This window comes from Limnohabitans sp. (assembly GCF_017848645.1).
GTDB lineage: Bacteria > Pseudomonadota > Gammaproteobacteria > Burkholderiales > Burkholderiaceae_C > Limnohabitans_A.
Window position 1 is genome coordinate 1 of sequence record NZ_JAFEIF010000046.1, and the last position, 25,409, is coordinate 25,409.

Below are 25,409 nucleotides of genomic sequence, written 5' to 3' on the forward strand. Positions count from 1 at the left end.
GACGTCCAGCTTAGCGGCGACGCGGGGGGCCACGTTCTTGCCCGCAGCAGTGGCGGGGAACAGGATGTGGCTGTAGTTGGCAGCAATGGCGAGCACCTGCGCGGCCACGTTTTCGGCCAGGCCATGAGCCAAGGCTTCGCTGTCGGCGTGGATCACTTTGGCTACGCCAGCGATCTGGGCAGCCGCAGCGGCAGCAGCGCCAGCGTTGTGACCAGCAACCAGCACGTGCACGTCACCACCGCATGCTGCAGCGGCCGTGACGGTGTTCAGGGTGGCGCCTTTGATGGAAGCGTTGTCGTGTTCTGCAATAACAAGGGAAGTCATGTTGTTCAGTCCTTAGATCACTTTGGCCACGTTCTTGAGCTTGTCCACCAGCGTGGCCACATCGGGCACCTTGATGCCGGCGCTGCGCTTGGCGGGTTCCGCGACCTTGAGGGTCTTGATGCGGGGGGCCACATCGACACCCAGGTCTTCGGGCTTGAAGGTGTCGAGCTGCTTTTTCTTGGCCTTCATGATGTTGGGCAAGGTCACGTAGCGCGGCTCGTTCAGGCGCAAGTCGGTGGTCACCACCGCAGGCAGACTGATGCTGAGCACTTCCAGGCCGCCATCGATCTCGCGGGTGACATGGGCTTTGCCGTCCACGATGTCGACCTTGGAGGCGAAGGTGGCTTGGGGCAGATCGGCCAAAGCGGCCAACATCTGGCCGGTCTGGTTGCAGTCGTCGTCAATGGCTTGTTTGCCCAGGATGATCAGACCGGGCTGCTCTTTGTCAACCAAAGCCTTGAGCAGCTTGGCCACGGCCAGAGGCTGCAGGTCCAAATCCGCTGGGGTCTCGACCAGAATGCCGCGGTCGGCACCGATGGCCATGGCGGTGCGCAGGGTTTCCTGGCACTGGGCCACGCCGCAAGACACAGCAATGACTTCGGTGGCCAAACCTTTTTCTTTCAGGCGCACGGCTTCTTCGACGGCGATCTCGTCAAAGGGGTTCATGCTCATCTTGACGTTGGCGATGTCCACGCCGGAACCATCGGACTTGACACGGACCTTGACGTTGTAGTCCACCACCCGTTTGACGGGAACGAGAATTTTCATGAAAGCTTCTCCATTGATATCAAAACCCAAGCACCTGTGAACGCCATGATGTCGTTGACGTTACGTAAACGTCAATTGTGCATCAAAACGGCCAAACAGGCACCTCACATTTCTCAAAAAAGCACGATCGTTCGCATTTTAGACCGGTTTTTTGAAAACCATATTGATCACCTGCCTATCCTACCCCCGGGAATTCACCGACCAATCGGTAGGCAAATCAGGGTTAACATTGATTTTCTTGAAGATCGTTCACTCTTACGATTATGTTTTGTAACCAAATCAATGGGGCAATTGGATGAAAAAAACTTTGATTTCCGTGGCTGCAGCAGCCTTGGCCAGCTTCAGCGGCTTGTCTCAAGCACAAACCGTCTTGACCGTCTCCAGCTGGGTCCCACCCACACACGGGCTGTCAATGTCGCAAAAAGAATGGTGCGACGACTTGGCTGCAAAAACATCCAACCGCGTGCGCTGCAACATCCTGCCCCGCGCTGTCACGCCCGCACCCGGCACTTACGACGCGGTCAGGAACGGCCTGGTTGATGTGTCTTTCACGGTTCACGGCTACACCCCCGGACGTTTTGTTTTGTCGCAAATGGCCGAATTTCCATTTTTGGGCGACCGCGCTGAACCCTTGTCGGTGGCATTTCACCGCATCGCCAGCAAATACCCCGAATTCGCTGCAGAACACCAAGGTGTGAAGGTCCTGGGCTATTTCACCCACGGCCCAGGCATCGTGTTCAACACCAAAAAACCCATCACCCGTGTGGAAGACCTCTCGGGCTTGAAGTTCCGGGTGGGTGGTGGCATGGTCAACGAGATCTCCAAAACGCTGGACATGAACGTGACCCTCAAGCCCGCACCGGAGTCTTTTGAGCTTTTATCAAGCGGCGTGATGGACGGCACCTTGTTCCCGGCCGAATCCACAGACTCTTTCAAGATCGACAAGATCATCAAGCACGCCACCCAGTTCCCAGGTGGCCTCTACAACACCAGCTTCGTCTTCATGATGAACCCGGCCAAGTACAACAGCCTTTCAGCAGACGACAAAAAGGTGGTGGACGAGTTGTCGGGTGAAGCCGTCGCACGACGCTTTGGCAAAGCCTGGGACCGCGTGGACGATCTGGCTTTGACCAACATGCAGAAAAATGGCGTCAAAGTCATCAAGGCCGACAACAGCTTCGTCAGCGGCGTCACCGTTCGTGTCAGCAAGCTGGAGCGGGACTGGGCCCAAGCCGCCAAAGCCAAAGGCCTGAAGGACCCTTCGGGCACACTGTCTGAATTCCGCGCTGAAATTGCCAAGCTGCAAAAGCAAAAGTGATCTGAAACACCTCGGGTAAACCACCCGGGGTGTGGAGAGCACCAGCGGTATTTGCCACTTAGCAAATACCGTTTTTTTTATGGGTGACAAGTTGAAAAAAATTCTCGAAATCCTCTGCGGCACACTTTCAGGCCTGGCCTTGTTCGCCATCATGGTGCTGACTTTTCTGGATGTCTCGGGGCGCAAAATCCTCTCCCACTCCATCACCGGTTCTTTGGAATTGACCGAGCTGCTGATGGTGGTCGTCATTTTTGGCGCCCTGCCCTTGGTCTCTCTCAAAGGCGAGCATGTGGTGTTTGACTCACTGGACGTGGTGCTGCCGCGTTTGGTCAGAAAAATTCAGCAAGGCTTGGTTCACCTGGCTTGCGCCGCCCTGCTGTTCGGGCTGGCGTATTTGATGTGGCAGACAGGTGGGGAATTCGCGGTCACCGGCGAAACCACGGCCCAACTGAAAATCACCAAAGCACCTTTCATTCAGGGCATGGGGGTGTTGTGCGGCCTGACGGGCCTGGTGCACCTGGTCAAAGCGTTCTGGTCCGGCGAAGAGTCCGCATCCGAAGGAGGCACGCTGTGACCGAAGCCTTGCTGGGATTTTTGGCCATCTTTGTGATGGCCCTTTTGCGCATGCCCTTGGCATTTTCCATGGGCCTGGTAGGCGTCGTGGGCATTGGCCTGACACGCGGCTGGCTGCCCGCCATGGCCAGCACCGCACAAGTGGTGCATGAGACCGGTTTTGCCTACACCTTGTCTGTGATTCCCCTGTTCATCTTGATGGGCAATTTTGTGGCTCGGGCGGGTCTGGCGCATGAATTGTTCCATGCGGCCTACACCTTCATCGGGCACCGCAAAGGCGGCCTGGCGCATGCCACCATTGCCGCTTGCGCGGGTTTTGGGGCGATTTGTGGCTCATCGATTGCCACCGCCGCCACCATGAGCAAAGTGGCTTACCCCTCGATGAAGAAACTGGGTTACAGCGATGCCATGTCAACGGGCGTGATCGCAGCGGGCGGTACCTTGGGCATCATGATTCCACCGTCCACCATTTTGGTGATCTACGGCATCATCACCGAGACCCACATCGGCAAACTGTTTGCGGCAGGGGTGCTACCCGGAATTTTGACCGCTTGCCTGATGATGCTGGCGGTAGTGCTGATGACTTGGCACGATCCGGAGCATGCGCCCGCTGGCGAAAAATTCAGCTGGCGTGAACGCTTCACCGCGGTGCGCGGCATCTGGGGCGTGCTGCTCTTGGTGGTGCTGGTGCTGGGCGGCATTTATGGCGGATTCTTCACCGCCACCGAAGGCGCAGGCATGGGGGCCACGGGTGCATTTTTGTTCGCCCTGGCGCGCAAAGCATTGAGCTGGAAAGTTTTGGCGCAAGTGCTGGTTGAATCGGCCCGCACCACAGCCATGCTGTTCACCTTGCTGATCGCCGCGACGATCTTTGCCAACTTTGTGAACTACACCAGCTTGCCTTTTGAGCTCAAGGACTGGATCACAGGACTGGGCCTGTCGCCCATCATGATCGTGGCCGCCATGATGCTGATCTATGTGTTGCTGGGCACTGTGATGGAAGAACTCACCATGGTCTTGCTGACCATTCCGCTGTTTTTCCCGATCGTGGTGCAACTGGGTTTTGACCCGGTCTGGTTTGGTGTGCTGATCGTGATGGTGATTCAGATCGGCCTGATCTCGCCACCCGTGGGCATGAATCTGTTTGTGCTCAACACCTTGCTGCCCAACGTGGGCCTGGGCACCATCTTCCGTGGCGTCTGGCCGATGGTGCTGGTGTTGGTCATCACCTTAGGCATTTTGCTGGCCTTTCCGGCCATCAGTCTGTGGCTGCCTTCGATGATGGATTGACCATGTGCATCACCCGCTGCGGGTACGGGATCTCGATCTTGTGCTCACGCAGCGCGGCCAAGATCAGCATGTTGATGGTCGAGCGCAGCGCCAGCTGGCCATTTTCCGGATCGCCAATCCAGTAACTCACGGTGAACTCCAGACCGTCAGCGCCAAACTGGCTCAAAAAAGCATTGGGGGCGGGGTCTTTGAGCACCCGCTCTTGGCTCTCACAAGCCTCGATCAAGAGCCGCCGCACCAAGTCCACATCGCTGTCATAAGCCACCGAAACTATGGTGGTCTGTGACAGCTTGGGGTCCATCAGGGTGAAGTTCTCCACCCGGTTGATGATCAAAAACTCATTGGGCACGATGGATTCGCGGCCATTCAAAGCCCGAATCACGGTGTACCGCGCCTTGATGTCGACGATGCGGCCTTCAAAACCGTCCACCAGCACCATGTCCCCGATGCGCATGCTGCGCTCGGCCAGGATGACAAAGCCACTGACGTAGTTGGAGGCCAGCTTTTGTAAGCCAAAGCCAATGCCCACACCCACCGCGCCGCCCAGCACCGACAAGGCGGTCAGGTCAATGCCGACAGAGGACAGCGCCAACAACAAGCCCACAAACATGAGCAAGGCCCGCACCGTGTTGCTGATGACCTTGCGCAGCGACAAGTCGCTGCCCGTGGCCGATTTGAGCAAACGCGCCTCGATGGCCGCCGACACCCACAGCGCCACAATCAGCACCGCCCCGGCCGTGAGTGCCCCCTCGATCAAGGTGCGCACCGACAGCACGCTGCCGCCGATTTTCCAGCTGATCTGGTCCAGCTCGTTGAGCACCAGCGGCAAAATGCCCGTGACCCACAGCACCACCGCGCCCCAGGCCAGCCAGGAAATCGTGCGCTCGAGCACCCGCACAAAGGGTGCATTGGAAAACGCCACCTGCAGCACCTTCACGCCCAAGCGGATCACCGCCAGCGAAATGCACACCGGCAACAAGACCGCGAACAATGGCGCAGGCTGCTGCTGGGTCAACACAATGCGCGCCACAAATGTCAACCCGAGCAGCAGCACCGGAAACAGCACCCCATCGATCAGTTTTCGGCCCAGCAAAATGGCCAGATCCTGACCACTGAAAACACGGCGCACGCCCCAGACCATCAGCCAGGCCAGCACCAAACAAGCGGCAAAAGCGCCCAAGGCCATCAAGGACTCGGGGCGAGCCAAGGCGAAAAACAAACCCATCGGGTCGACCACCGCCATGTTGCTCATCCCCGCCATGAGGGTGTCCTTTTCTCAATGAAAGCCTGCACGCCCTCTTGCGCCACCTCGTGCACCATGTTGCAGGCCATGGTTTGGCCTGCCAACTGGTAAGCGGATTCGATGCCCATCTCACGTTGTTGGTAAAACAAGGCCTTGCCCACCCGCACCGCCTCACGCGGTTTGGCCAGGATGGCGGCCACCAAGTCATCGACCTGCGCATCCAGTTCAGCCGTCGCACACACACGGTTCACCAGCCCACGGCTTTGGGCCTCTGCGGCCGAAATGAACCCGCCCGTCAACAGCATTTCCATGGCCTGCTTGGCATGCATGTTGCGCACCAGCGGCACACTGGGCGTGGCGCAAAACAAGCCCACATCGATGCCGTTCACCCCAAACGTGGCGCTGTCAACCGACACCGCCAAGTCGCACTGCGCCACCAGCTGGCAACCCGCTGCCGTGGCCAGGCCCTGCACACGGGCAATGACAGGCACAGGCAACTTCTGAATCGTCAGCATCATGCGGCTGCACTGGGCAAAGAGTTGCTGGTAATAGGCCAGCTGGGGCTGAGCCCGCATTTCTTTCAGGTTATGCCCGGCGCAAAACGCCTTGCCCGCCGCGCCCAGCACCACCACACGGGCCTGCTCATCTTGCGCGACAGCGTTCAGGGCTTGCTGGAGCGCGGTCAGCATCGCCTCGCTCAAGGTGTTGAAGCTGGCAGGGTTGTTGAGCGTCAGGCGGTGCACGCCACGCGCATCGCGTTCGTGCAGCAGCAAATCCTGGCCAGAGGGGGTGTTGGGTTCGGTCATGGCTTCGATTGTGCCAAAACCCCACCCCCAGCCGCCTTCACACGTCGGCCAGCACGCGCAAGTGCGCCTCCACACTGCGCCCCAACGCACTCAGGTTGTAGCCGCCTTCCAGACAGCTCACGATGCGGCCTTTGGCGTGGCGCAAAGCCACCTCTTTGATACGCTGGGTGATCCAGGCATAGTCCTGCTCAACCAGACCCATCTGGCCCATGTCGTCTTCGCGGTGGGCATCAAAACCCGCGCTGATGAAAATCAGCTCAGGCTTGTGGGCCTCCAGGCGGGGCAGCCACATCATGTCCACCAACTCGCGGATGTCCATGCCCCGGGTATAGGCCGGCACCGGCAGGTTGACCAGGTTGGCCGCATTCGACGTCGAGCCGCCTTCCGGGTAAAACGGGTGCTGAAAAAAGCTGACCATCAAGATGCGCTCGTCGCCCGCCACGATGTCTTCGGTGCCATTGCCATGGTGCACATCAAAGTCCACGATGGCGACCCTTTTGAGGCCGTGGCGCTCCAAAGCGTACTTGGCAGCGATGGCCACGTTATTGAAAAAACAAAAGCCCATGGCTTTGTCGCGGCCTGCGTGGTGCCCCGGTGGGCGCACGGCGCAAAAGGCATTCTCCAGCTCGCCCGCCAGCACGGCATCGGTGGCGTCCAGCGCCGCCCCGACCGCGACCAAAGCCGCATCCCAGGTGTGGGCATTGATCATCGTGTCCGGGTCCAGGCTGGTGTGGGTGGGGCCGCCCGCAGCCATGTCTTCGCGCAAGGCATCACCCAAACCACGCAAAGCCGCCACATGCATGCGGCCATGGGCCAGCTCGATGTCGGCCAGAGAAGCCGGACTGGCCTCGCGCCTTTGGAGTGCCATGTCCACGCCGCTGATCAGCAAGCGGTCTTCGATGGCCCCCAAACGCTCTGGACACTCGGGATGACCCGGCCCCATTTCGTGCTTCCAGCAAGTGGGGTGGGTGAAATAACCTGTCGCGCCCATGAATGTGTCTTCCCGATTCATCACAGCCAACAAGGCTGTCGTTTTTGAAGAATTGATCTGTTTCTTGTGGGTTCCAGCTTAGCACGGGCACACTGGCGCGGCGTTTAAACTCAACGCAATGAATGAGTTCAAAACCTGCCCCAAGTCACACCACCGCAAGCCCTGTCAGGGCTTGGCCTCCATGGGCCTTGCGCTGCTGCTGAGCGCACTGGCCGCCTTGGCAGCAGCCCCCACCCCAGTCAACGCGCAAACGGCCCCGAGTGCAGCCCCCAAGCAGGCCAAACGGCCATCGGCCCCAAGCGCCCAGCCCGCCAAAGCCAAGCCACAGCAGCGTAAAAAAAGCGCAACCCCAAAAAAACAAGCCACCCGCCCTGTTCGCGTGGCTGCCGTGACGGGCATTGCGCTGGCAAGCACTGCACAAACCCAGGCCTGGGTGCAAGATGCCGCCCAGCGCCTGCAGCTGGACCCGCTCTGGGTACAAAACACCCTGGCCCAAGCCCAGCGCTTGCCCTCGGTCGAACGGCTCGTGCTGCCCCCCAGCAGCCCCACCGCCAAGAACTGGGCCGCCTACCGCGCCCGCTTCATTGAACCCATCCGCATCCAGGCGGGCGTGCGCTTTTGGCAAAACCACCGCAGCGCTTTGGAGCGGGCCGAGCGTGAATACGGCGTGCCCGCTTCGGTGATCGTCGGGATCATTGGGGTAGAAACTTTGTATGGCCAAAACACGGGCAACTTCCGCATCCTCGACGCCCTGGCCACCCTGGCCTTTCACTTCCCGAGCGCACACCCAAGGGCTGCCGCACGCCAAGCCTTTTTTCAAAGCGAACTGGAGCAGTTTTTGCTGCTCACCTCACGCAGCGGGGCAAATCCGCTGGGCATCCGGGGCAGCTACGCCGGGGCCATGGGCCTGCCGCAATTCATGCCGTCGAGTTGGGCCAAATTTGCGGTGGACTTTGATGGCGATGGGCGCATCGACCTGTTTGGCAGCCCCCACGATGCCATCGGCTCGGTGGCCAACTACTTCAAGGCCTTTGGCTGGCAAAGCGGCATGCCCACGCACTACCCCGTCACCCTGACACCAGGCCAGACCAACATGGACAGCCTGCTGGCACCCGACATCCTGCCCACCTTCAGCGTGGCCAGCTTTGTGGGTCAAGGCGCTGCCCTGTCGGGTGCCGCACTGCAGCACAAAGGTCCACTGGCCTTGATCGAACTGCTCAACGGCCCCGACGCCCCCAACTACGTGGCCGGTACAGAAAACTTCTACGCCATCACCCGCTACAACTGGAGCAGCTACTACGCCATGGCGGTGATCGATCTGGCCGAGGCGGTGGCGCGGGAAATGCAAAACAAGCCATGAACCCGCTCAACCCCAAAAAACTGCTGCTGACCAAGTGGACGGCAGTCAAGCCTGTTGCCAAGCAAAAACACTTTTTGGTTAGCCGGGTGATTCAACCTGAGCAACCGACGGACCCAATTGAGTTGGTTGAAATCGAGTCGGTGTTTTCAAAGGCCACGCAAGTGATTGCTTGGCGAGAGCTGCAGGACAACAACGTCTGGCGGCAGGGGTGGGTTTGATGGGGTTGAGGATAGGTTCACATGCCCATGTAATAAAACTCGCCGAGCTGTTGGCATGCGACTTTGGCTTTTCACTGACACAACCACCACACTCAATTTCCACCACTAATAGCTAATTAAAAAAATATTTGAATTTTAAGTAATTAACTATTTGGTTGGCAACATCTTCATAATTTCAGCAGTAGACAAGGCGGCCTTGCCGAAGAGATCGCACTGTGCAAAAATACATAACCACTATTAGCAATTCAAGCAGAATTTACCTTTAACAAAGGAACAACATGAAAAAAATTGGAATTTCATCATTTTTAATTGGAATTATCACTCTTATTTATGCTTTATCCATGAGTACAACTGTAACTTACTTGTCAGACATGAATAATTTTGGGAAAGCGAATTTTAATCCCGAAATCAAGGAAGTACATAACATAGGATTAATGCAAAAAAAGTCAAACTTATTAATGCTCGGTGGAATTCTTACTATATCGGGCGTTCTACTTATAGGTTTTAGTCGATCCAAGAAAAATGACGCAACCAATTCAGATTCAAAAAAATTCTCAGCACCCGAAAAATCAGATGCCAACTTAGATCAACATCAAAATTTTTCTGGAGAAAAAAATATAACCAACCCGACATATCAATTATTTTTGACCGATAAATTTAATATTGTAAAAAATAATACTTTGGACTATTATGTTTTTGAAAAGACGCCCTACAAGACACTCAATGAGGCGTTAATTGAAGCTGATCATCGCTATTGTCAATTGCTTGAAGAAAGTGAAAATCTTAAAAAAGAAGAGCTTGAAAAAATACGGAATTACAAACGTATTGTCAAAAAAGGCAATGGAATTTGTCCCGGCTGCGATAGTGAAGTTACGCTTAATTCGAATGAGTGCCCAGTTTGTCGCACAAGATTCATCGGCAGCTATTTGCCCAAGATTCCTGAATAAACTATTGCACTGAACATCGGTTAGCTGTCGCATCCCGGATGATTAAGCATAAAAAAAATAATAAAGTCAACAAATATTTGAAATTTGTCAAGCCAACCTGTCCGCAGCCATCGTTGCCGTCAACTTGCTGTAATGCTTTTCTATCATTGCCGCTGAATTTCTCATTTGCTTGCTGAGCGTGTTTATATCTGTAGCAGCCAACAGTTCAGTAGTTGAATAGGTGTGTCGTAAAGAATAAAGCGTTCGCGTAGCCCCATTGTTGTTTTCCAACAACTCACAATGTCGTAACAAACGACGGAACGTGCCATCTCCACTACCGCCAAGTTGCATGTCTCACTTTTTTTGTAATGTGGCAATCTGGCGTTGCTGTCGTTTAAAACGACAACGCATCGCGCGGCACTCAAATCAGCCATACGGCGCGAGATCGCAACACCTCGCTGGCCTGGGCAGCTGATAGGCCTGAACGCAGCTTGTAGGGCTTGCTGCAAAGTCTCATTTTGAGAGTTAGCCATAGAACTATCACCCCGACTACAATACCTACACTATCCTTACTATTATTGGAATTCCGATGTCCACACTTGCAGAACTGATCAAACAGCGCGAAGCTCTCGAAGCTCAAATTGCACAAGTCCGCCAGACTAAACTTGCTGACGCTATTGGCAAAGTTCGAGCATTGGTTGCAGAATACGGCTTGACTGCAGAAGATATTTTTGGTGGTTCCAAGCGTGGCCCCAAAGCTGCTGGCGCTTCAAAAAATCCATTTGCACCAAAGTATCGTGATGCAGCTACTGGTCACACTTGGACTGGCCGTGGCAAAGCACCCAAGTGGATTGATGGCAAGGACCGTGCTCAGTTTGTGATCTGATCTAATGTAGAAATGAAAAAGCCAGCGAGAGTGCTGGCTTTTTAATGTTAATTAAAATCTAAAACCGACCAGTGCTTGTTTACTTTCACCAGTAATTCTAGCGCCCACCATGAAGTTCTTGTATATCCAAGTCAACGCAATGCCGCCATTTAATCCATAACTTGTATCAGGCTCTTGGTCGGCATAACACTGATAGCCCAGATATGATTTATTGCAACTTGATGCTTTCTCTCGCATACCTACAATAAATGCGGCATCAATTCGAGAGTTTTCAGTCTTATTCAAATTCTTACCAAACAAAAAGTTAAAAGCTGTTGCTTGTTGTGCGGAGTTGCGCTGTCCCCAAGTAGAGTCCAGCATAGTGCCCTCAGCACTGACATCAAGTCCCCACACTGTGTCGCTGGTGTTGGATAAACGTAGATATCCTAAAGTTGCTGGATTGCTACTTTTAACAGAAGTATTAGTATTTTTTGCCGTTCCAGAACCAACGTAGATGACATTTTGGCCATCAGTGTCAGCATAAGCAGCTGATAGAGCACAAACAGAACTGGCAATAACGACCACGAGGCCTTTCATGTTGGAGAGCATGTTGATCCTTTAAATTTTGATGGATTTAGCATAATTGCTGTTTTATTCTACACTTACAAATCTTGAAATAAGGATTTAATTCCATTTTTTGCAAACAGCGCAATCGTCAAGACAATCGACACTCCTGCTGTCGCTTAAAACGACACCCATTCACGAATCCCTAAAGAGCGCTTGCCCTGCAGCAAGTCAATGTTCATCTCTGCCGTCAAGTTGCTGGCGTAGAAACGCTCAATCATTTCCACCGAAGTGCGTGCATTGCGTGCCAGTGTCAGCAGGTCGATCTTGCCCCCATACAGCAACCTGAATGTCATGGCCGTGTGCCGTAGGCTGTAGATGGTGCGTGTTTGTCCATTTGCAGCATTACCCGCAATGCCAGCAAGACTCTGCAGATACATGAACTGCCAACCGTAAGCGACCAACAGCCACTTCCTGTACTCCAACTCGGGCAAGAACACATAGTCGTCGGGCATTCCATAGCCATCTGCCTTTTGCTTGGCCAACAACCGTTCATAAACAAACACAGCTGGCTGTAGGGTGACGATGGGTTTGTCGTGCTTTTTGGTTTCAGGCAAGTTCAGTCTCAAGTAAATGTGCTTGCCCCGAACGATGGTGACATGTTTGTGCTTGAGGAACTTGATGTCGCCGGGCCGCATGAAGCCATTGACCATGAAATGGATGAGCCAATGCAAATCCGCGTTGATCACACCATGCCGTTCAAGAATCTCACTGCTGCTGCGGTATTTTTTGGAGAACGCTTGGGGCACCTGTTCGCCAATGCGCTGCCGAGCCAAACGCACAAGTTCACGGTATTCGGCCACTGTAAAACTGCCACGAGGCTTGTCGGCGACTTTGATGACAGGGAACTTGGGAAGGTTCTGGATGATGTTGTTGCCGTGTGCGTGCGCAAACACCTTGCGTATGGCCACCATGTGCTGATGCACTGTTGTGGCAGTCAAGTCCCTGTTGCTCATCATCTCCATAAAGGCCGACAACTCCTTGTAGCCAATCTGGTCCATGCTCATATCGCCAAAGTAAGGCAGGATGCTGTTGTGCATCCGTTGCAAAAAGATGGGGATATTGGCTGTTGCAAACTCGCCTCGCTTGACCCTTGCTTGCAGTCCCAAAAGCACACCTGGCAGCAGGTCGGCAAACTTGGGGCTCTTGTCACTGCGAGCAACAACACGATCCGCATACAGCTCAGCAGTCTTGATGTGAAAGAACTGCTTGGCAGCACTGATGGCAGCTTGCTTGTTGGTGGTCTTGAGGCTTTGTGTGTAGGTCCTGCCTTTTAGAAAACAACGCACTTGCCAATACCTGCTGGCATTGGTCTGAAAGATGCGCAACTTTGAGGGGTAGTTGGCAATGGGCGTGACTGATGCAAGGATGGGCAGTGTGCGGTGTCGTGGCGGGAGATATTGGGTGTCGTTTGCTGCCTGCTGTTTTTCCAATTCCTGCATAACCACAAGCGTAGTTTCGGCTGAGCGGTCAGGGCAACCAGAATTTGAAATTTGTAGCTAACCAGGCGGTGCAGCATGGGGCACGCTGGCATGGAGGCTCATGCATGGTCCAGCACATAGCCGTAAACCAGCCACAGCCCAGCGTCAAAAATCATTACGCTTGTGCCACTGCCCAAGCCATTCGCCACCCATCAAAAGTAGCACACCGAAAGGTTAGCTACAAATGCGCCGACACAATGGCAGGCGAATGGAGTCGTCAATGGCGGTAGCAACATCGCTGCAATGGCGTTTCAAACGACATTTATCGGCAATGCTTGATTAAAATTGAAGCGCTGCGACTGAGGCTACTACGGCGAGTTTTCGGCACTCTCTTGTGTGCTAGAAAAAACAGTTAAGCACTATGAAAATACGCTTTTAAAACTGGAGCAGCTACTACGCCATGGCGGTGATCGATCTGGCCGAGGCGCTGGCGCGGGAAGTGCAAAGCAGTCGTTGAAAGCATTCACCCATGAACCCGCTGAACCCCAAAAAACTGCTACTGACCAAATGGACAGCGGTGAAACCCGTGGCCAAGCAAAAACACTTTTTGGTTAGCCGGGTGATTCAACCTGAGCAACCGACGGACCCAATTGAGTTGGTTGAAATCGAGTCGGTGTTTTCAAAGGCCACGCAGGTCATCTCTTGGCGTGAGTTGCAGGACGACAGCATGTGGCGGCAGGGTTGGGTTTAAAGTAATCAATCAGCCAATCGGTTTGTAGCCGTCAACGCCAATGTTTGTTCACTGGCATTTGAGCCCAAACTTTCAAAGTGAGTTGGTCTTACGGAGCGTAACGGCAAACTCACAAGGTCCTGCAAGGCACAGGGCTTGCCCCTGGTGTGCCCATTTTCAAAGCCTTTTCGCGTCCACCAAATTTTTCAACCAAGCGGTCTTGGTCTTCTTTGGCCTGCTGATCAACGGCCTCCGGGTCCAGTTGTTGGCGCAGGATTTTTTCAAAATACCGACACACTTCTTGGTGTGTGACGCTTGAAGCCAGGTTGGTGGCTTGACCGGGATCGTTGATGATGTCAAACAACTCTGCCGGGTACCCCACGTAATGGTGATACGCCCAGCGATCTTGCCGCAGCATGTACGCAGCGCTGGGCGAGCCCACAGCGTGGTACTCGCTGAATCCCAGGCGCTGAGAGTCATGAGGAGAGTGGGCAATCTCCACCAAAGAGCGACCCGGCAGGTCCTTGTCCGGCGGCAAACCCGCATTGGCGAGCACAGTGGGTGCCACGTCAATCAGGTTGACATGGGTGTGGCACAAGTGGTTTTCAGGAACACCGGGGCCGGCTACCACCATGGGCACATGCGTGGCTTCGCGGTACAGCGTCGATTTGTTCCACATGCCGCGCACGCCTTGGTTGTCACCGTGGTCACTGCTGAAAATCACACGGGTGCTGCCTTCCAATCCGGCGTCCTTCAAGGCGTTCAGTACCAGGCCCAATTGCTCGTCGATGAAATTGACGAGTGCAAAGTAACAAGCCAAGGCCTCGCGACGTCGCTGAGCAGAGCCCAGCTCTTGGTCAGGGTTTGAATAGTCGGCATGCCGCTGCACCCACGGGTGCCTGGGATGGCCATGATCGGGATGCAAGCGGGGTTCAGGAATGCGGTCAAAGTCAATTTGATCGAGGTGCTTTTGGGGCACCACCAAGGGAAAGTGCGGCGCCACAAAACCAACAAACAATGTCCAGGGTGTCGAGCTTTTCTCGGCAGCACGGTCTTTTAACCACGCCGCGGCTATTTCTGCACTGGCCATGTCATAGCGGTTGTAACTCGACTGCCCTGCCCCCAATTCGGTAAAAAGAAACGGGGGACGTTTTTCATCAGGCAAAGGGTTGCGCACAGAGCCCCAGACCTGGCCAATGCCACCCGCCAGGTGAGCGGGCTGATGTTGCTGGGTGAACCCCGTGGGCGCAGTTTCGCTCACGTAATGCAACTTGCCGATGGACTCAACTCGCTGGCCAGCTTGGGCCAAATCATGGCACCAGCCTGGGATGCGCCCGTCATAGCCCATGGCGTTGTCCCAATAGCCGGTTTGGTGCACCCATCGGCCCGTGGCCAATGCCGCTCGCGCAGGCACACAAATTGGCGAGGGGGTGAAAGCGTTGGTGAAACGTGTGCCACGCGCCGCCAATGCGTCCATGTGCGGGGTGGTGACAAAGGGGTGGCCGGCGCATCCCATGACCTGTGCGTCTTGCTCGTCGGTGAGCAAAATCAAGGTATTGCAAACTTGTTCTGTCATGCAGGCCCAACGGGTTCGGTCGCGTTTTGCAAGATATCGTCAGGACGGCTCATCAATCGCTGCATCAGTTCATCGCGCAAGCCCCGTGAATGGACGTCATCGAACAGGTTATTGCACTCATGGGGGTCGTTGTGCAGGTCGTACATTTCGCCTGCGCCCGATGCCAACTCGAGCGTGAGCTTGGCGGTTTGTGTGCGCACCATGCGCAGATCCAGCGCCACACCGCAGCGTGAAGGCCCCAGGCGCCATTCGTTGAAGGCGTGATCGCGCTGCGCCCCGGGCTGAGCTTCGAGCAAAGGTCGCAAGCTGGTGCTGTGCACAGCGGAGCCGATGGGGGTGGCGGCATAGTCGCCAAAGGTGGCCGCCAAATCCAAGGTTGACACAGGCTCCTGCACCACCTGGCCTGCGCCAACACCCGGGCCACGCACCACCAGTCCGACCCGCAGAAGGCCTTCGTAATGCATGGGGCCTTTGAGCATCAGGCCGTGGTCACCGAGCAGCTCGCCATGATCGGAAGTGAACACGACCAAGGTGTTCTCGGTCAAGCCTTCCTCTTGCAGTGCAGCGAGAATACGGCCGACTTGGTGATCCACAAGTGAAACCATCCCGTAGTAGTTGGCCGTGATGTCGCGCAGTTGGGCATCTGTTTCAAATTTCATGCGTGAATACTCTTGCCGGACTTTGCGGCTCTCGGGCGTGCCGCCTGGGGTGTTTTCAAGCGCGGCACGGTGCCACCATGGCCGTCGGTCCAAGTCCAGGCTTCGATGCTTTGGCAAATCGACATCTTCGGGGCGGTGCATCCAGCACCAAGGTGCCGGTGCGTCAAACGGGTGGTGTGGATCGGCCATGGACACCCAAGCGCAAAAGGGCTGCGGCGCTTTGGCCGAGACACGCGCCTGGCGCTGCTGAAGCCCTTGCTGTTTTAAAAACCCCACTGTGCGGTCCCCCACCCAAGTGCTGTTGTGCCAAGCTGTGGGGAGTGCGCTGTTGTGGGTTTGCGCCGCATCCGTGAACGGCGCAAGCGCTTGTTTGTAAAGCGCATCTTTCATGTCGCCCAAACCGTCTGCGTGGTACCAACGCTCGTAGTGCAAACCGCCAGGTGGGCGCTCTGGCAACCAATAGTTGTGCCCGAGCTGCATCAGTTCAACATGGTCAAACCCCATGTAGGGGCCATGCCAATCGTCCGCAAACTGGTGTGAGCTGGGAATGTTTTCGCAGCGGCCTGTGGGGCGATTGCCATAAGAGTGATTGCTGGAAAAGTGCGCTTTGCCAATGAAGCAGGTGTTGTAGCCCTCTCTGGACAGCGAACCCGCAAAACCATTCGCAGCCAGGGATTCATCGAGGTCGATCCCGTTGTCATGCACGCCGCTGGTAAGCGGCAGCATGCCCGTCAGCAATGCGCTGCGCGAAGGCATGCACACCACATTGGGCGTGATGCACGCCGAAAAACGGGTGCCTTGTTGGGCCAACAAATCCAGGTGCGGCGTCTTGACGCCCCGCCCTTCAAAGCCAAAACAATCACCTCGGTGTTGATCACTCATGATCAACAAAATATTGGGCTTTTTCATGTGCGGGGTCACTCAGTTTTATGGTGTCACTTGTCGGCTGTGTAGCCCGTCGCCTTGATCACCGGACCCCAGCGCTCAAAGTCTGCTTTGAGTTGTCGGCTCAAATCCACCGAATTAAGAACCGCCGAGTCGAACTCCAATTTTTCGATGGCCGCCACCAAACGAGCAGACTTGGCCGCCGTCACCATGGCTTTCTCAAGCTCCGCCACAACCGGGGCCGGAGTTTTGCTGGAGGCAAACAGGCCAAAGACCTCACTGATTTGAAGATCTGGATAGCCCAGCTGCTTGAATGTGCTGACCCCTGGCAAGCTGGGCAATGGTTGGTCACCCGAAAACGCCAAAATGCGCAACTTGCCCGACTTGTGGTGTGTCACCAAATTGGGCAAGGTGGTCGCCAGTGCAGGGATGTTGCCACCCAAAATATCGGTCATGGCGGCCGCGCCTCCACGGTAAGGCACGTGCTGAAAATCAATGCCGGCCAGTCGACCAAACATCACACCCATGAAATGCATGGCCGTGCCTGCGCCAGGCGTGCCATAGCTGGCTTTGCCTGGATTGGCCTTGGCCCAATCCACAAACTCTTTGAGTGTTTTGGCAGGTGTGCCGGGGCCAACACCCAAGGCAAATGTGAAAGAGCAAACACTGGCCAAAGGCTTCAAATCAGCCATGCTGTATCGCAAGTTGGGGTAGACGTGCGGAAAAATGGTGGCGTTGCCCCCTGGCATGAGCACCACGGTGCTGCCATCAGCGGGTGCCGCCAGCATGGCTTCAGTGGCCAGTTGTCCAGCCGCACCGGTTTTGTTCTCAACGATGGTGCTGTATCCCAACAGACGCAGCTCTTCCGCCATTTGACGGGCCACCACATCGACCGCGCCGCCAGCGGGATAGCCCACCCATATCTTCAATGGCTTGGCCTGTGCATTCACCCAACTGGGCGCCATGGCCAGCAAGCTGATGGCGGCGATGAAACTGAGGGCGTGGCGGCGATGGGTCATGGCGTAGCTTCCGTGAAGTAAAGAACAGACGGATGTTGGATTCACGTGTTGTCCCACTCAGTTACTTCGGTAACAATTTAGGGATGACCCTTAGCGAAAATGTCGAATCGTCCAAAAACGACCCAGTGTGGCGCAACAGCCAAAGCTTGGCACGCCAATTGGCACAGGCGCTGGCTCAGCCCGTGGACTTGACACAACGCCCCAGGCACCACGTGACGGTGGGTCAAACCTTGATCAGCACCCGTGAAACGGTTGCCCGCTTACCTTTTGTCATGAGTGGACGCCTCAATGCTGTGGTCCATATTCCAGGCCAGCAAGGCGGGCAGATCGTGCCCATCGCATTTGGCCCGGGAGAAATCGCGCTTTTGTCCTACTTGTTCAATCGCTTGCCCAGCGGCAGCGATTTGGTCGCGGCTCAGGCCTCGACGACCCAATGGATCCCGGTGGAGGACATTGAGAAAGCCTTGCTGCGTGACCCTCAACTGATGGTGCTTTTGGTCAGCTTTTTGGGCCTGCGTTTGCGCGAAGTTCAGGCGCGTGAAAGAGCCGGTTTTGCGCGCAACGTTTCGGCCCGTTTGAGCGCGAGTTTGTCGCGCGCTCTGATGGATTTGCCAGCCAGACCCGATGGGCGACGGCTGATTCAAGCGACCCATGAACAACTGGCTGCGAGCTGCGGCGTCAGCCGCCCCAAGACATCGCTGGCTTTGAAAAAAATGGAGCGCGATGGCGTCTTGAAGTTAGGCCGAAAATGGGTGGAGGTGCTCAATCCCAAGGCCCTGCAAACTCTTGCAAACTAGATACATCAGCACCGCCAATCGGTCGATTGGCTTGGAATGAAAGACTGAATGCCGCTGCCGAGAACAGCGCATTGAGGGGTGAATCGAAAGAATTTGTGATGCTCACCTGCCTCAGCGGCGCCAACCCCGTGCGCATCCAGGGCAGTGAGTGCAGCAGTGAGTCCAGCAGAGTGTGGCAGCACCAAGATGACGCCATCCTTTGGTGCACGGCGGCACCAAAGGATGCGGCAAAATCCAGGCCCGACAGGCTGGCATCAGCAGCGGGCCCACTCGCTCATCAGGAGTCGGCTTTGAAGCCCAGTGCAGTCACCAAACGCCGCGCCATTTCCGAGTCGTCGGCAAGACGGCGCGTGTGTTCGGCGGTGGTGCTGGCCTCCAGGTTGGCGGCCAAAGGGGTCACAAAGTCTCGGATGTCTTGCTGGTTCATGGCCACGCGCAGCGCAGCATTGAGGTTCTGCTTGACCGCCTCGCTCACCCCGGCGGGTGCGAAGAAACCAAACCATTCACGCACCAGCAACTCACCAAAGCCTTGCTCGCGGTAAGTGGGCACATCGGGGGTGAACACCGCCCGATCGGGGCCCGAGGTGGCCAGAATCCGGATCTTGCCGCCTTTTTGGTGCTGCACCCAATCGCCCAGAGGCGAGGACATGCCCGCGAGCTGCCCACCCATGACTTGTGGAATCGCGGGGCCGGAGCCTGCAAAAGGAACGTTGGTGATTTGAAAACCACCCAACATGGCCAAGCGACCTGCCAGCAAATGCGGCATGGAGCCCGCTGCAGGATTGCCGATGCTGGCTTTGCCTGGATTGGCCTTGGCCCATTCGACAAAGTCCTTGATGTTCTTGACCGACTCGGGAACAGCAGGCCCCACCACGAAGGCGTGGTCCGTGGAGTGCCCTATGCCAATGGGGGTCACATCGGATTGGACATAACTCAGCCGGGTGTAGGAATGCGGGTAAATCGTCAGCATGGAAGCGGGCGAATACAAGATGTGGGCCCCATCGGCAGCCGCAGACTTGAGCGTGGTCACGCCAATCTGCCCACCAGCACCGGGTTTGTTGTCCACGATGACGTTGTTGGCGTAAGTGCCACGGAGTTTCTCAGCAATCCTGCGGGCAAATGCATCGGTCGTCCCACCGGGCGGGAAACCCACAATGATGCGCAAATTTTCCAGGCGAGTTTGCGCAAAGTTGGGCAGATGGGTCAGGCCCAACATACTGGCAGCAGCACCTTGCATCAATTGGCGACGGGTGGTCATGGGTTGGAACTCCTGAGGTCACGTAAATGAAAAAAACATCAAGATTGCAACACTTCGGATGGGATATTTACAGAGGGTATTCACTGACTGAGACGGCATTGCTGAAGGCTTGAGGGAAATGTTCGTGTCATCCCCCTGGCAAAACGTGCCGTTACGGTTGCAAGAAAGCAAATGACCCATCTTGCCCAAACCCATGTCCTGATAGGTCTCAGCAGACTTGCCGCGCATGATGTCAAAGTCGAACACTGCGTCGCTGGCTTAAAGCACATTCATCTCCAGCGCGCCGTCGCTTGTCCAGTTTTCATAAACCTGGATGAAGTCGGCCATGGAGGTCGGGCAACCGGCCCTCTCTGCAAAATACTGACCTTCTGCCACGGCAGCCTTGTGAATGGCCGTATCCAGTATCAAGGCAGCGCGCTCCTCGCCGATGTGCTCCACCATCTCCGCATAGATGGGGCCAATCACCTGGGCCTGGAGCTTGCGCTTGATGAGGCTAGGGATTTCTGCTGTCCTTGATGGACCCGTTTAGTTTGGTAAAAACTTAACCCGCTGGGCTAATGGCCATTAAGCGCCATGCGCCTTCATCGCCTTGCCCACTTCCAAGCTGCCCTGCTCAGACCCCGACCGCGGCACCATCTCGCCTTGACGCTCGGTGACCTGTGCCATCGCCGCCAGCAGGCGCTCGGCAGTATCAGGCCCAGTGCCCAAGTGCACGCCTTGGGTCAGGGTGATGTGGGCCACCTCGAAGCTGCCGGCACCTGCGCAAATGATGGTGCGGTTGGGCGCGTCCTCGCTCGCCATGGCCAGCATGGCGGGCACCACAGCACTCGGATCCAGAGCTTGCAGCACGGCCTCGGGCATCAGGCCTTCGGTCATGCGGGTGGCGGCCGTGGGGGCCAGGCAGTTCACCCGGATGTGGTTTTTCTCGCCCTCGATCGACAGGGTTTGCATCAGGCCCGCCAACGCCATCTTGGCCGCGCCATAGTTGGCCTGGCCAAAGTTGCCGTACAAACCGCTCGACGAGGTGGTCATGACGATGCGGCCGTAGTTTTGCGCCTGCATGATGGGCCACACCGCCTTGGTGCAATGAACCGCGCCCATGACGTGCACGTCCATCACCAGTTTGAAGTCGGCCAGTTCCATCTTGGCAAAACTTTTGTCGCGCAAAATGCCCGCGTTGTTGACCAGAATGTCCACCCGGCCCCAGGCGTCCACCGCCTGCTGGACCATGGCTTTGACGGCCTCAAAGTCGGTGACCGATGCGCCGTTGGCCATGGCTTCGCCGCCGGCTGCACGGATTTCGTCGACCACGGCCTGCGCCGCCGAGACCGAGCCGCCCACGCCATGCACATCGCCACCCAGGTCGTTGACCAGCACCTTGGCCCCACGTGCGGCCAGTGCCAGCGCATGCTGCTTGCCCAAACCGCCGCCTGCGCCTGTGACGATGGCCACGCGGCCTTTGAAATCGATGCTCATGTGTTTTCCTTGTGACATTGAAAGATGGGGATGACCCGATTCATCTGCTAATCTGGCCCGAATGACCCTGCAGCCCACTGCGCACGGACTTTAAACCAGCCCCCGGGCACTGCCTGTTACCCGATTGACATCCTCATGGAACTGAACACTGAAATCCTGACCGCCCCCCCTTTGGACGCCGCCACCGTGGTGATGCTGCGCGATGGCCCGGGCGGCCTGCAGGTGCTGCTGATGCGCAGGCACCAAGCCTCGAACGTGCTGGGCGGCGCTTATGTGTTTCCGGGCGGCAAACTCGACCCGGAGGACCAAAACCCGGCCTGGCTGCAGCGCCTGAGCCAGGACAGCACCACCTTGCACCATCGGCTGAACGAGCCCGATATCCCGGGCGAGCGCGCCGCTGGCCTGTTTGTGGCCGCCATGCGCGAAGCCTATGAAGAGTGCCGGGTGCTGCTGGGCTGCGCCGCGCACGCACAGCCGCAGGCCCAGGCCCTGCTGCACGCCCTGCGCAGCGGCCAAAGCTGGCACGAGGCCTTTGCGGCCCAGGCGTTGGCCTTGCGCACCGAGCCGCTGCTGCCCTGGTGCCGCTGGATCACGCCGCGCCAGGCCTCGGTGACCAACAAGCGCTTTGACACGCGGTTTTTTGTGACCCAGGTGCCCGACGACCAACTGGCCGAGCACGACAACTTCGAGGCCACCGAAGCCCTCTGGATCCAGCCGCGCGAGGCGCTGCTGCGCTATTGGGACCGCGAGATCGAGCTGGCCCCGCCCCAGATCATGAGCCTGGTGCACCTGAGCCGCCACCCCCACGCCCAAAGCGTGCTGGCCGAGGCGCAAAGCCGCCGCCCCCCGGTCATCGAGCCCGAACCCTTTGACCAGGACGGCATCCGCACCATCTGCTACCCCGGCGATCCGCGTCACTCGGTGCGGCAAGCGGCCTTCCCCGGCCCCAGCCGTTTGATGTTCAAAAACAAACGTTTTGAGCCCGAGGCGGGCTTGGCCGCTTTGCTTGACTAGAATATGCAGTTAACACGTTTCATTTGCTTACGTGATTTTTGTATTCACTTGTAACATCGCCTCATGAGCCAAACACCTCAGCCGATCTATTTGTCCATTGAACGGGCCATGGAGTTCATTGGTGACGCCAATGGCGTGTTGTCCCTGCTCAAGACGCTGCAACAAACCCTGAGCGACGATCTGCCCCGCCTGCAGGAGCTGCTGGACAAAGGCGAGGTGTACGCCGCCAACCGCATCCTGCACCAGCTCAAGGGCTTCACGCCCGTGTTTTGTGTGGACAGTCTGGTTGAGCTGGTGGTCAAGGTGGAAGGCATGAGCAAGCACGCCGAGTCCAGTGAGCTGAACACCGCCTACGCGCAGCTGGCACCACAACTGGAGGCCTTGCGCCAGGAAGTGATCGATCACCTGAGCCAACACAGCCCAGCCTGACCCTTCTCACACGAGCTCACCGGTCAGGCAAGCCTGACCAAAAAACAACGGGCCCCAAGGGGCCCGTTGTTTTTGGCTCAGCGCCGAATTACTTCAAAGCCTTGAAGCGCACGCGCTTGGGCTTGGCACCTTCTTCGCCCAAACGGCGTTTCTTGTCAGCTTCGTATTCCTGGTAGTTGCCGTCAAAGAACACCCACTGGCTGTCGCCTTCGGCAGCCAGAATGTGCGTCGCAATGCGGTCCAGGAACCAGCGGTCGTGGCTGATGACCATGACCGAGCCTGCAAACTCCAGCAACGCGTCTTCCAGGGCGCGCAAGGTTTCCACGTCCAGGTCGTTCGATGGCTCGTCCAGCAGCAACACGTTGCCGCCTTCAATCAAAGTCTTGGCCAAGTGCAAACGGCCGCGCTCACCACCCGACAACATGCCAACCTTCTTTTGCTGGTCGCCACCGTTGAAGTTAAAGCGCCCGCAGTAAGCACGGCTGGCCATCTGGAACTTGCCCACGTTGATGATGTCCAGGCCGCCCGAGACGTCTTCCCACACGGTTTTGTTGTTGTCCAGGTCGTCGCGGTTCTGGTCCACAAAGGCCATTTTCACGGTCTGACCGATGGTGACTTCACCGCTGTCGGGTTGCTCTTTGCCTGCGATCAGCTTGAACAAGGTCGATTTACCGGCACCGTTGGGGCCGATGATGCCAACGATGGCGCCCGCTGGCACCTTGAAGCTGAGGTTGTCGATCAGCAAACGGTCGCCAAAGGACTTGCTGACGTTCTTGAACTCGAACACTTCATTGCCCAAGCGCTCGGCCACAGGGATGAAGATCTCCTGCGTCTCGTTGCGCTTTTGGTATTCGTGGTCGCTCAACTCTTCGAAGCGGGCCAAACGGGCCTTGCTCTTGGCCTGACGGCCCTTGGGGTTGGCACGCGCCCACTCCAATTCTTTCTTCATGGCCTTGGAGCGGGCGTCTTCGGTGCGCTGCTCGGTGGCCAAACGGGCTTCTTTTTGCTCCAGCCAGCTGGAGTAGTTGCCTTTGTAGGGAATGCCGGAGCCCCGGTCGAGTTCCAAAATCCACTCTGCGGCGTTGTCCAGGAAGTAACGGTCGTGGGTGATGGCCACCACGGTGCCCGAAAACCGCTGCAAGAACAGCTCCAGCCAGTCCACCGATTCGGCGTCCAAGTGGTTGGTGGGTTCGTCCAGCAGCAGCATGTCGGGGCGCGACAGCAGCAAGCGGCACAGGGCCACACGGCGTTTTTCACCGCCGGACAGCTTGCCGATCACCGCGTCCCATGGGGGCAGGCGCAGCGCGTCGGCGGCGATTTCGAGTTGGTGCTCAGACGCGTCACCCGCAGTCGAGATGATGGCTTCGAGCTTGGCCTGCTCGGCGGCCAACGCGTCAAAGTCGGCGTCTTCTTCGGCGTAAGCGGCGTACACCTCTTCCAGGCGGGCCTGCGCGGCCTTGACTTCGCCCATGCCGCTTTCGACGGCTTCACGCACGGTTTGCTCGGCGTCCATGATCGGCTCTTGCGGCAGATAACCGATTTTCAGGCCCGCCATGGGGATGGCTTCGCCTTCGATTTCCTTGTCAATGCCGGCCATGATCTTGAGCAAAGTGGACTTGCCCGAGCCGTTGGTGCCCAGCACGCCGATCTTGGCGCCGGGGAAGAAAGACAGCGAAATGTCTTTGAGAATATGACGTTTGGGCGGCACGATCTTGCCAACCCGGTTCATCGAAAATACGTATTGAGCCATGTGTAAACCTGAATAAAAAAGGCAGAGACCCATCACCCCAAGGGCGTCGGCTCTGCATCGCAGTCCTGCATGTGGGCGCAGCAGCAGCGAATGCAACCCGTCATTATCCCAGCTTGCCGGGCTGGGCAGGAAAAAATCAGACCACGCGCTCCGACAAGAGGCCCGATCGGCTGGAATACTGCACACGGCTGTCCTGCGCTTCGAGCTGCACACGGGCGCTGCGCGCGCCATACACCTCGGCCCGCAACCAGGCGCATTCGGCGTCCAGCAGAGCGTCAGACCCCAAACTGCACCACCAGACTCGGCCTTCGCCGTCCCAGCGGTAGCCCCGGGCCTTGAGTTTGTCTTTGGCCTCAAAAGGCGCGCCCGTGGCCCGCAGTTTGTAGCGCGTCTGCCCTGCCCCGGCCAGCAGGCGTGTCAGGCCTGTTTGTCCATTGGCCAGGGGCGAGGCCAGCACCTGCAACAAGGCATGGCAATCCACCTGCGCCCGGTGCGCGTCGTAAAACCAGCCGCGCTCGGACGCCAAAAACTCCAGCTTGGCCGAGCCGCTGCCCTCTTTTTTCCAGTCGATGCCCTGAAAGGAGCAGCCCCAGGCCTTGCTGGCAAACACCGGGAAACGCGCCTCCACAAAAGGCCGGTCAAACCCAGCGTTGTGCGCCAGGACCAAGTCGGCCTCTTGCACCATGGCGTTCACGGCCGCGTCGTCGATGCGTTGGCCCTGCACCATGCTGTCGTCGATGCCCGTGATCTCGGTGATTTGCGGCGGAATCGGCTTGCCCGGGTCTTCAAACGACTCGTAAACGCTGACCGGCCCCACAGGCGCACCCGTGGCCGCATCAACCAGCACCGACAGCATGGCCAGCTCGATGATGCTTTCGCTCTTGCTGTCCAATCCGGTTGTTTCGGTGTCCAGCACGATCACGCGCCGCGTGGCTTGCCCGTTCACAGCACCATAGTCGCTGCGCGGCACCAAGCGGCGCAAAACGCGAAAGTCGGGGTGCTGCGCCAGCGCCTGGGCCATGGCTTCGTGTTCGGTCATGGCATGCGGCCTTTCGGGCGGGGTGGGCAAGTTGCTGGGGGCCTGCGCCG

General features: G+C 57.1%; 25 protein-coding genes and 1 pseudogene. 11 read left to right on the top strand and 15 right to left on the bottom strand.

The window, feature by feature from the left end; translation table 11 throughout:
• Positions 1-324 (bottom strand): annotated as a pseudogene (locus tag QZ190_RS10460) (electron transfer flavoprotein subunit alpha/FixB family protein); the annotation flags it as partial.
• A gap of 12 nt (positions 325-336) precedes the next feature.
• A complete protein-coding gene (locus QZ190_RS10465; RefSeq protein ID WP_090142070.1) occupies positions 337-1,092 on the bottom strand; it encodes an electron transfer flavoprotein subunit beta/FixA family protein in 756 nt (251 codons plus the stop codon).
• 295 nt (positions 1,093-1,387) lie between these two features.
• Here QZ190_RS10465 and QZ190_RS10470 point away from each other — a divergent pair, with 295 nt between their 5' ends.
• From QZ190_RS10470 to QZ190_RS10480, 3 genes are all read left to right on the top strand, one after another.
• Positions 1,388-2,410 (top strand): TRAP transporter substrate-binding protein, encoded by a 1,023-nt coding sequence (locus QZ190_RS10470; RefSeq protein ID WP_291915866.1) that lies wholly within the window; start codon positions 1,388-1,390, stop codon positions 2,408-2,410.
• A 91-nt stretch (positions 2,411-2,501) separates the two neighbouring features.
• On the top strand, positions 2,502-2,984 hold the full coding sequence (locus QZ190_RS10475; RefSeq protein ID WP_291915868.1) for a TRAP transporter small permease: 483 nt from the start codon (positions 2,502-2,504) through the stop codon (positions 2,982-2,984).
• Positions 2,981-4,273 carry a TRAP transporter large permease gene (locus QZ190_RS10480; RefSeq protein WP_291915870.1) on the top strand — a complete coding sequence of 431 codons (1,293 nt, stop codon included), beginning with the start codon at positions 2,981-2,983 and terminating at the stop codon, positions 4,271-4,273. Before QZ190_RS10475 ends, QZ190_RS10480 begins: the two co-directional genes overlap by 4 nt.
• On the opposite strand, the gene QZ190_RS10485 is transcribed toward QZ190_RS10480, so the two are convergent.
• Genes QZ190_RS10485 through QZ190_RS10495 form a run of 3 tightly spaced genes read right to left on the bottom strand, consistent with a single transcriptional unit; the run spans position 4,242 to position 7,313 of the window.
• Positions 4,242-5,534: a mechanosensitive ion channel domain-containing protein gene (locus QZ190_RS10485; protein ID WP_291915872.1), complete on the bottom strand. Its 1,293-nt coding sequence runs from the start codon at positions 5,532-5,534 to the stop codon at positions 4,242-4,244. The two genes, QZ190_RS10480 and QZ190_RS10485, sit on opposite strands and share 32 nt — an antisense overlap.
• On the bottom strand, positions 5,522-6,322 hold the full coding sequence (locus tag QZ190_RS10490; RefSeq protein ID WP_291915875.1) for an enoyl-CoA hydratase: 801 nt from the start codon (positions 6,320-6,322) through the stop codon (positions 5,522-5,524). Before QZ190_RS10490 ends, QZ190_RS10485 begins: the two co-directional genes overlap by 13 nt.
• A 37-nt stretch (positions 6,323-6,359) precedes the next feature.
• A complete protein-coding gene (locus QZ190_RS10495) occupies positions 6,360-7,313 on the bottom strand; it encodes a histone deacetylase family protein (RefSeq protein WP_291915877.1) in 954 nt (317 codons plus the stop codon).
• Between the two features lie 118 nt (positions 7,314-7,431).
• Between QZ190_RS10495 and mltB the strand changes: the two genes are divergently transcribed.
• The 4 genes from mltB (at position 7,432) to QZ190_RS10515 (ending at position 10,703) form a co-directional block, all read left to right on the top strand.
• Positions 7,432-8,673, top strand: coding sequence for a lytic murein transglycosylase B (mltB, locus tag QZ190_RS10500; protein WP_367114240.1), 1,242 nt, complete (start codon positions 7,432-7,434; stop codon positions 8,671-8,673).
• On the top strand, positions 8,670-8,891 hold the full coding sequence (locus QZ190_RS10505; RefSeq protein WP_291915879.1) for a TIGR02450 family Trp-rich protein: 222 nt from the start codon (positions 8,670-8,672) through the stop codon (positions 8,889-8,891). The genes mltB and QZ190_RS10505 overlap by 4 nt, the downstream gene beginning before the upstream one ends.
• 278 nt (positions 8,892-9,169) lie before the next feature.
• Positions 9,170-9,838, top strand: coding sequence for a hypothetical protein (locus tag QZ190_RS10510; protein ID WP_291915881.1), 669 nt, complete (start codon positions 9,170-9,172; stop codon positions 9,836-9,838).
• A 568-nt stretch (positions 9,839-10,406) separates the two neighbouring features.
• Complete coding sequence (locus tag QZ190_RS10515) at positions 10,407-10,703, top strand: H-NS histone family protein (protein WP_291915883.1); 297 nt, start codon at positions 10,407-10,409, stop codon at positions 10,701-10,703.
• A gap of 51 nt (positions 10,704-10,754) precedes the next feature.
• Here QZ190_RS10515 and QZ190_RS10520 read toward each other — a convergent pair whose 3' ends face one another.
• Both QZ190_RS10520 and QZ190_RS10525 read right to left on the bottom strand, forming a co-directional pair.
• On the bottom strand, positions 10,755-11,291 hold the full coding sequence (locus tag QZ190_RS10520; RefSeq protein ID WP_291915884.1) for a hypothetical protein: 537 nt from the start codon (positions 11,289-11,291) through the stop codon (positions 10,755-10,757).
• A gap of 134 nt (positions 11,292-11,425) precedes the next feature.
• Positions 11,426-12,748: a hypothetical protein gene (locus QZ190_RS10525; protein ID WP_291915887.1), complete on the bottom strand. Its 1,323-nt coding sequence runs from the start codon at positions 12,746-12,748 to the stop codon at positions 11,426-11,428.
• 508 nt (positions 12,749-13,256) lie between these two features.
• On the opposite strand from QZ190_RS10525, the gene QZ190_RS10530 reads away from it, so the two are divergent.
• Positions 13,257-13,478: a TIGR02450 family Trp-rich protein gene (locus QZ190_RS10530; RefSeq protein WP_291915890.1), complete on the top strand. Its 222-nt coding sequence runs from the start codon at positions 13,257-13,259 to the stop codon at positions 13,476-13,478.
• 109 nt (positions 13,479-13,587) lie between these two features.
• Here QZ190_RS10530 and QZ190_RS10535 read toward each other — a convergent pair whose 3' ends face one another.
• Genes QZ190_RS10535 through QZ190_RS10545 form a run of 3 tightly spaced genes read right to left on the bottom strand, consistent with a single transcriptional unit; the run spans position 13,588 to position 17,596 of the window.
• Entirely contained in the window at positions 13,588-15,033 is a 1,446-nt protein-coding gene (locus tag QZ190_RS10535; RefSeq protein ID WP_291915892.1) for a sulfatase-like hydrolase/transferase, read from the bottom strand.
• Positions 15,030-16,601: a sulfatase-like hydrolase/transferase gene (locus QZ190_RS10540; RefSeq protein ID WP_291915896.1), complete on the bottom strand. Its 1,572-nt coding sequence runs from the start codon at positions 16,599-16,601 to the stop codon at positions 15,030-15,032. Before QZ190_RS10540 ends, QZ190_RS10535 begins: the two co-directional genes overlap by 4 nt.
• 26 nt (positions 16,602-16,627) lie before the next feature.
• Complete coding sequence (locus QZ190_RS10545; RefSeq protein WP_291915898.1) at positions 16,628-17,596, bottom strand: tripartite tricarboxylate transporter substrate binding protein; 969 nt, start codon at positions 17,594-17,596, stop codon at positions 16,628-16,630.
• An 83-nt stretch (positions 17,597-17,679) separates the two neighbouring features.
• Here QZ190_RS10545 and QZ190_RS10550 point away from each other — a divergent pair, with 83 nt between their 5' ends.
• Positions 17,680-18,393 (top strand): Crp/Fnr family transcriptional regulator, encoded by a 714-nt coding sequence (locus QZ190_RS10550; protein WP_291915901.1) that lies wholly within the window; start codon positions 17,680-17,682, stop codon positions 18,391-18,393.
• Between the two features lie 277 nt (positions 18,394-18,670).
• On the opposite strand, the gene QZ190_RS10555 is transcribed toward QZ190_RS10550, so the two are convergent.
• The 3 genes from QZ190_RS10555 to QZ190_RS10565 all read right to left on the bottom strand — a co-directional run bounded on the left by QZ190_RS10555 (position 18,671) and on the right by QZ190_RS10565 (position 21,127).
• Entirely contained in the window at positions 18,671-19,651 is a 981-nt protein-coding gene (locus tag QZ190_RS10555) for a tripartite tricarboxylate transporter substrate-binding protein (RefSeq protein WP_291915903.1), read from the bottom strand.
• A gap of 258 nt (positions 19,652-19,909) precedes the next feature.
• Positions 19,910-20,152, bottom strand: coding sequence for an L-2-amino-thiazoline-4-carboxylic acid hydrolase (locus QZ190_RS10560; RefSeq protein ID WP_367114241.1), 243 nt, complete (start codon positions 20,150-20,152; stop codon positions 19,910-19,912).
• Positions 20,153-20,215: 63 nt separating this feature from the next.
• The gene (locus tag QZ190_RS10565) at positions 20,216-21,127 is read right to left on the bottom strand and encodes an SDR family NAD(P)-dependent oxidoreductase (RefSeq protein WP_291915904.1); all 912 of its coding nucleotides are present in this window, start codon (positions 21,125-21,127) and stop codon (positions 20,216-20,218) included.
• 135 nt (positions 21,128-21,262) lie between these two features.
• Here QZ190_RS10565 and QZ190_RS10570 point away from each other — a divergent pair, with 135 nt between their 5' ends.
• Entirely contained in the window at positions 21,263-22,141 is an 879-nt protein-coding gene (locus QZ190_RS10570) for an NUDIX hydrolase (protein ID WP_291915907.1), read from the top strand.
• A gap of 63 nt (positions 22,142-22,204) precedes the next feature.
• On the top strand, positions 22,205-22,570 hold the full coding sequence (locus QZ190_RS10575; protein ID WP_291915909.1) for an Hpt domain-containing protein: 366 nt from the start codon (positions 22,205-22,207) through the stop codon (positions 22,568-22,570).
• 88 nt (positions 22,571-22,658) lie between these two features.
• Here QZ190_RS10575 and ettA read toward each other — a convergent pair whose 3' ends face one another.
• Positions 22,659-24,320 carry an energy-dependent translational throttle protein EttA gene (ettA, locus tag QZ190_RS10580; protein ID WP_291915911.1) on the bottom strand — a complete coding sequence of 554 codons (1,662 nt, stop codon included), beginning with the start codon at positions 24,318-24,320 and terminating at the stop codon, positions 22,659-22,661.
• Positions 24,321-24,456: 136 nt separating this feature from the next.
• Entirely contained in the window at positions 24,457-25,359 is a 903-nt protein-coding gene (locus QZ190_RS10585; protein ID WP_291915919.1) for a 3'-5' exonuclease, read from the bottom strand.
• Positions 25,360-25,409: the final 50 nt, after the last annotated feature.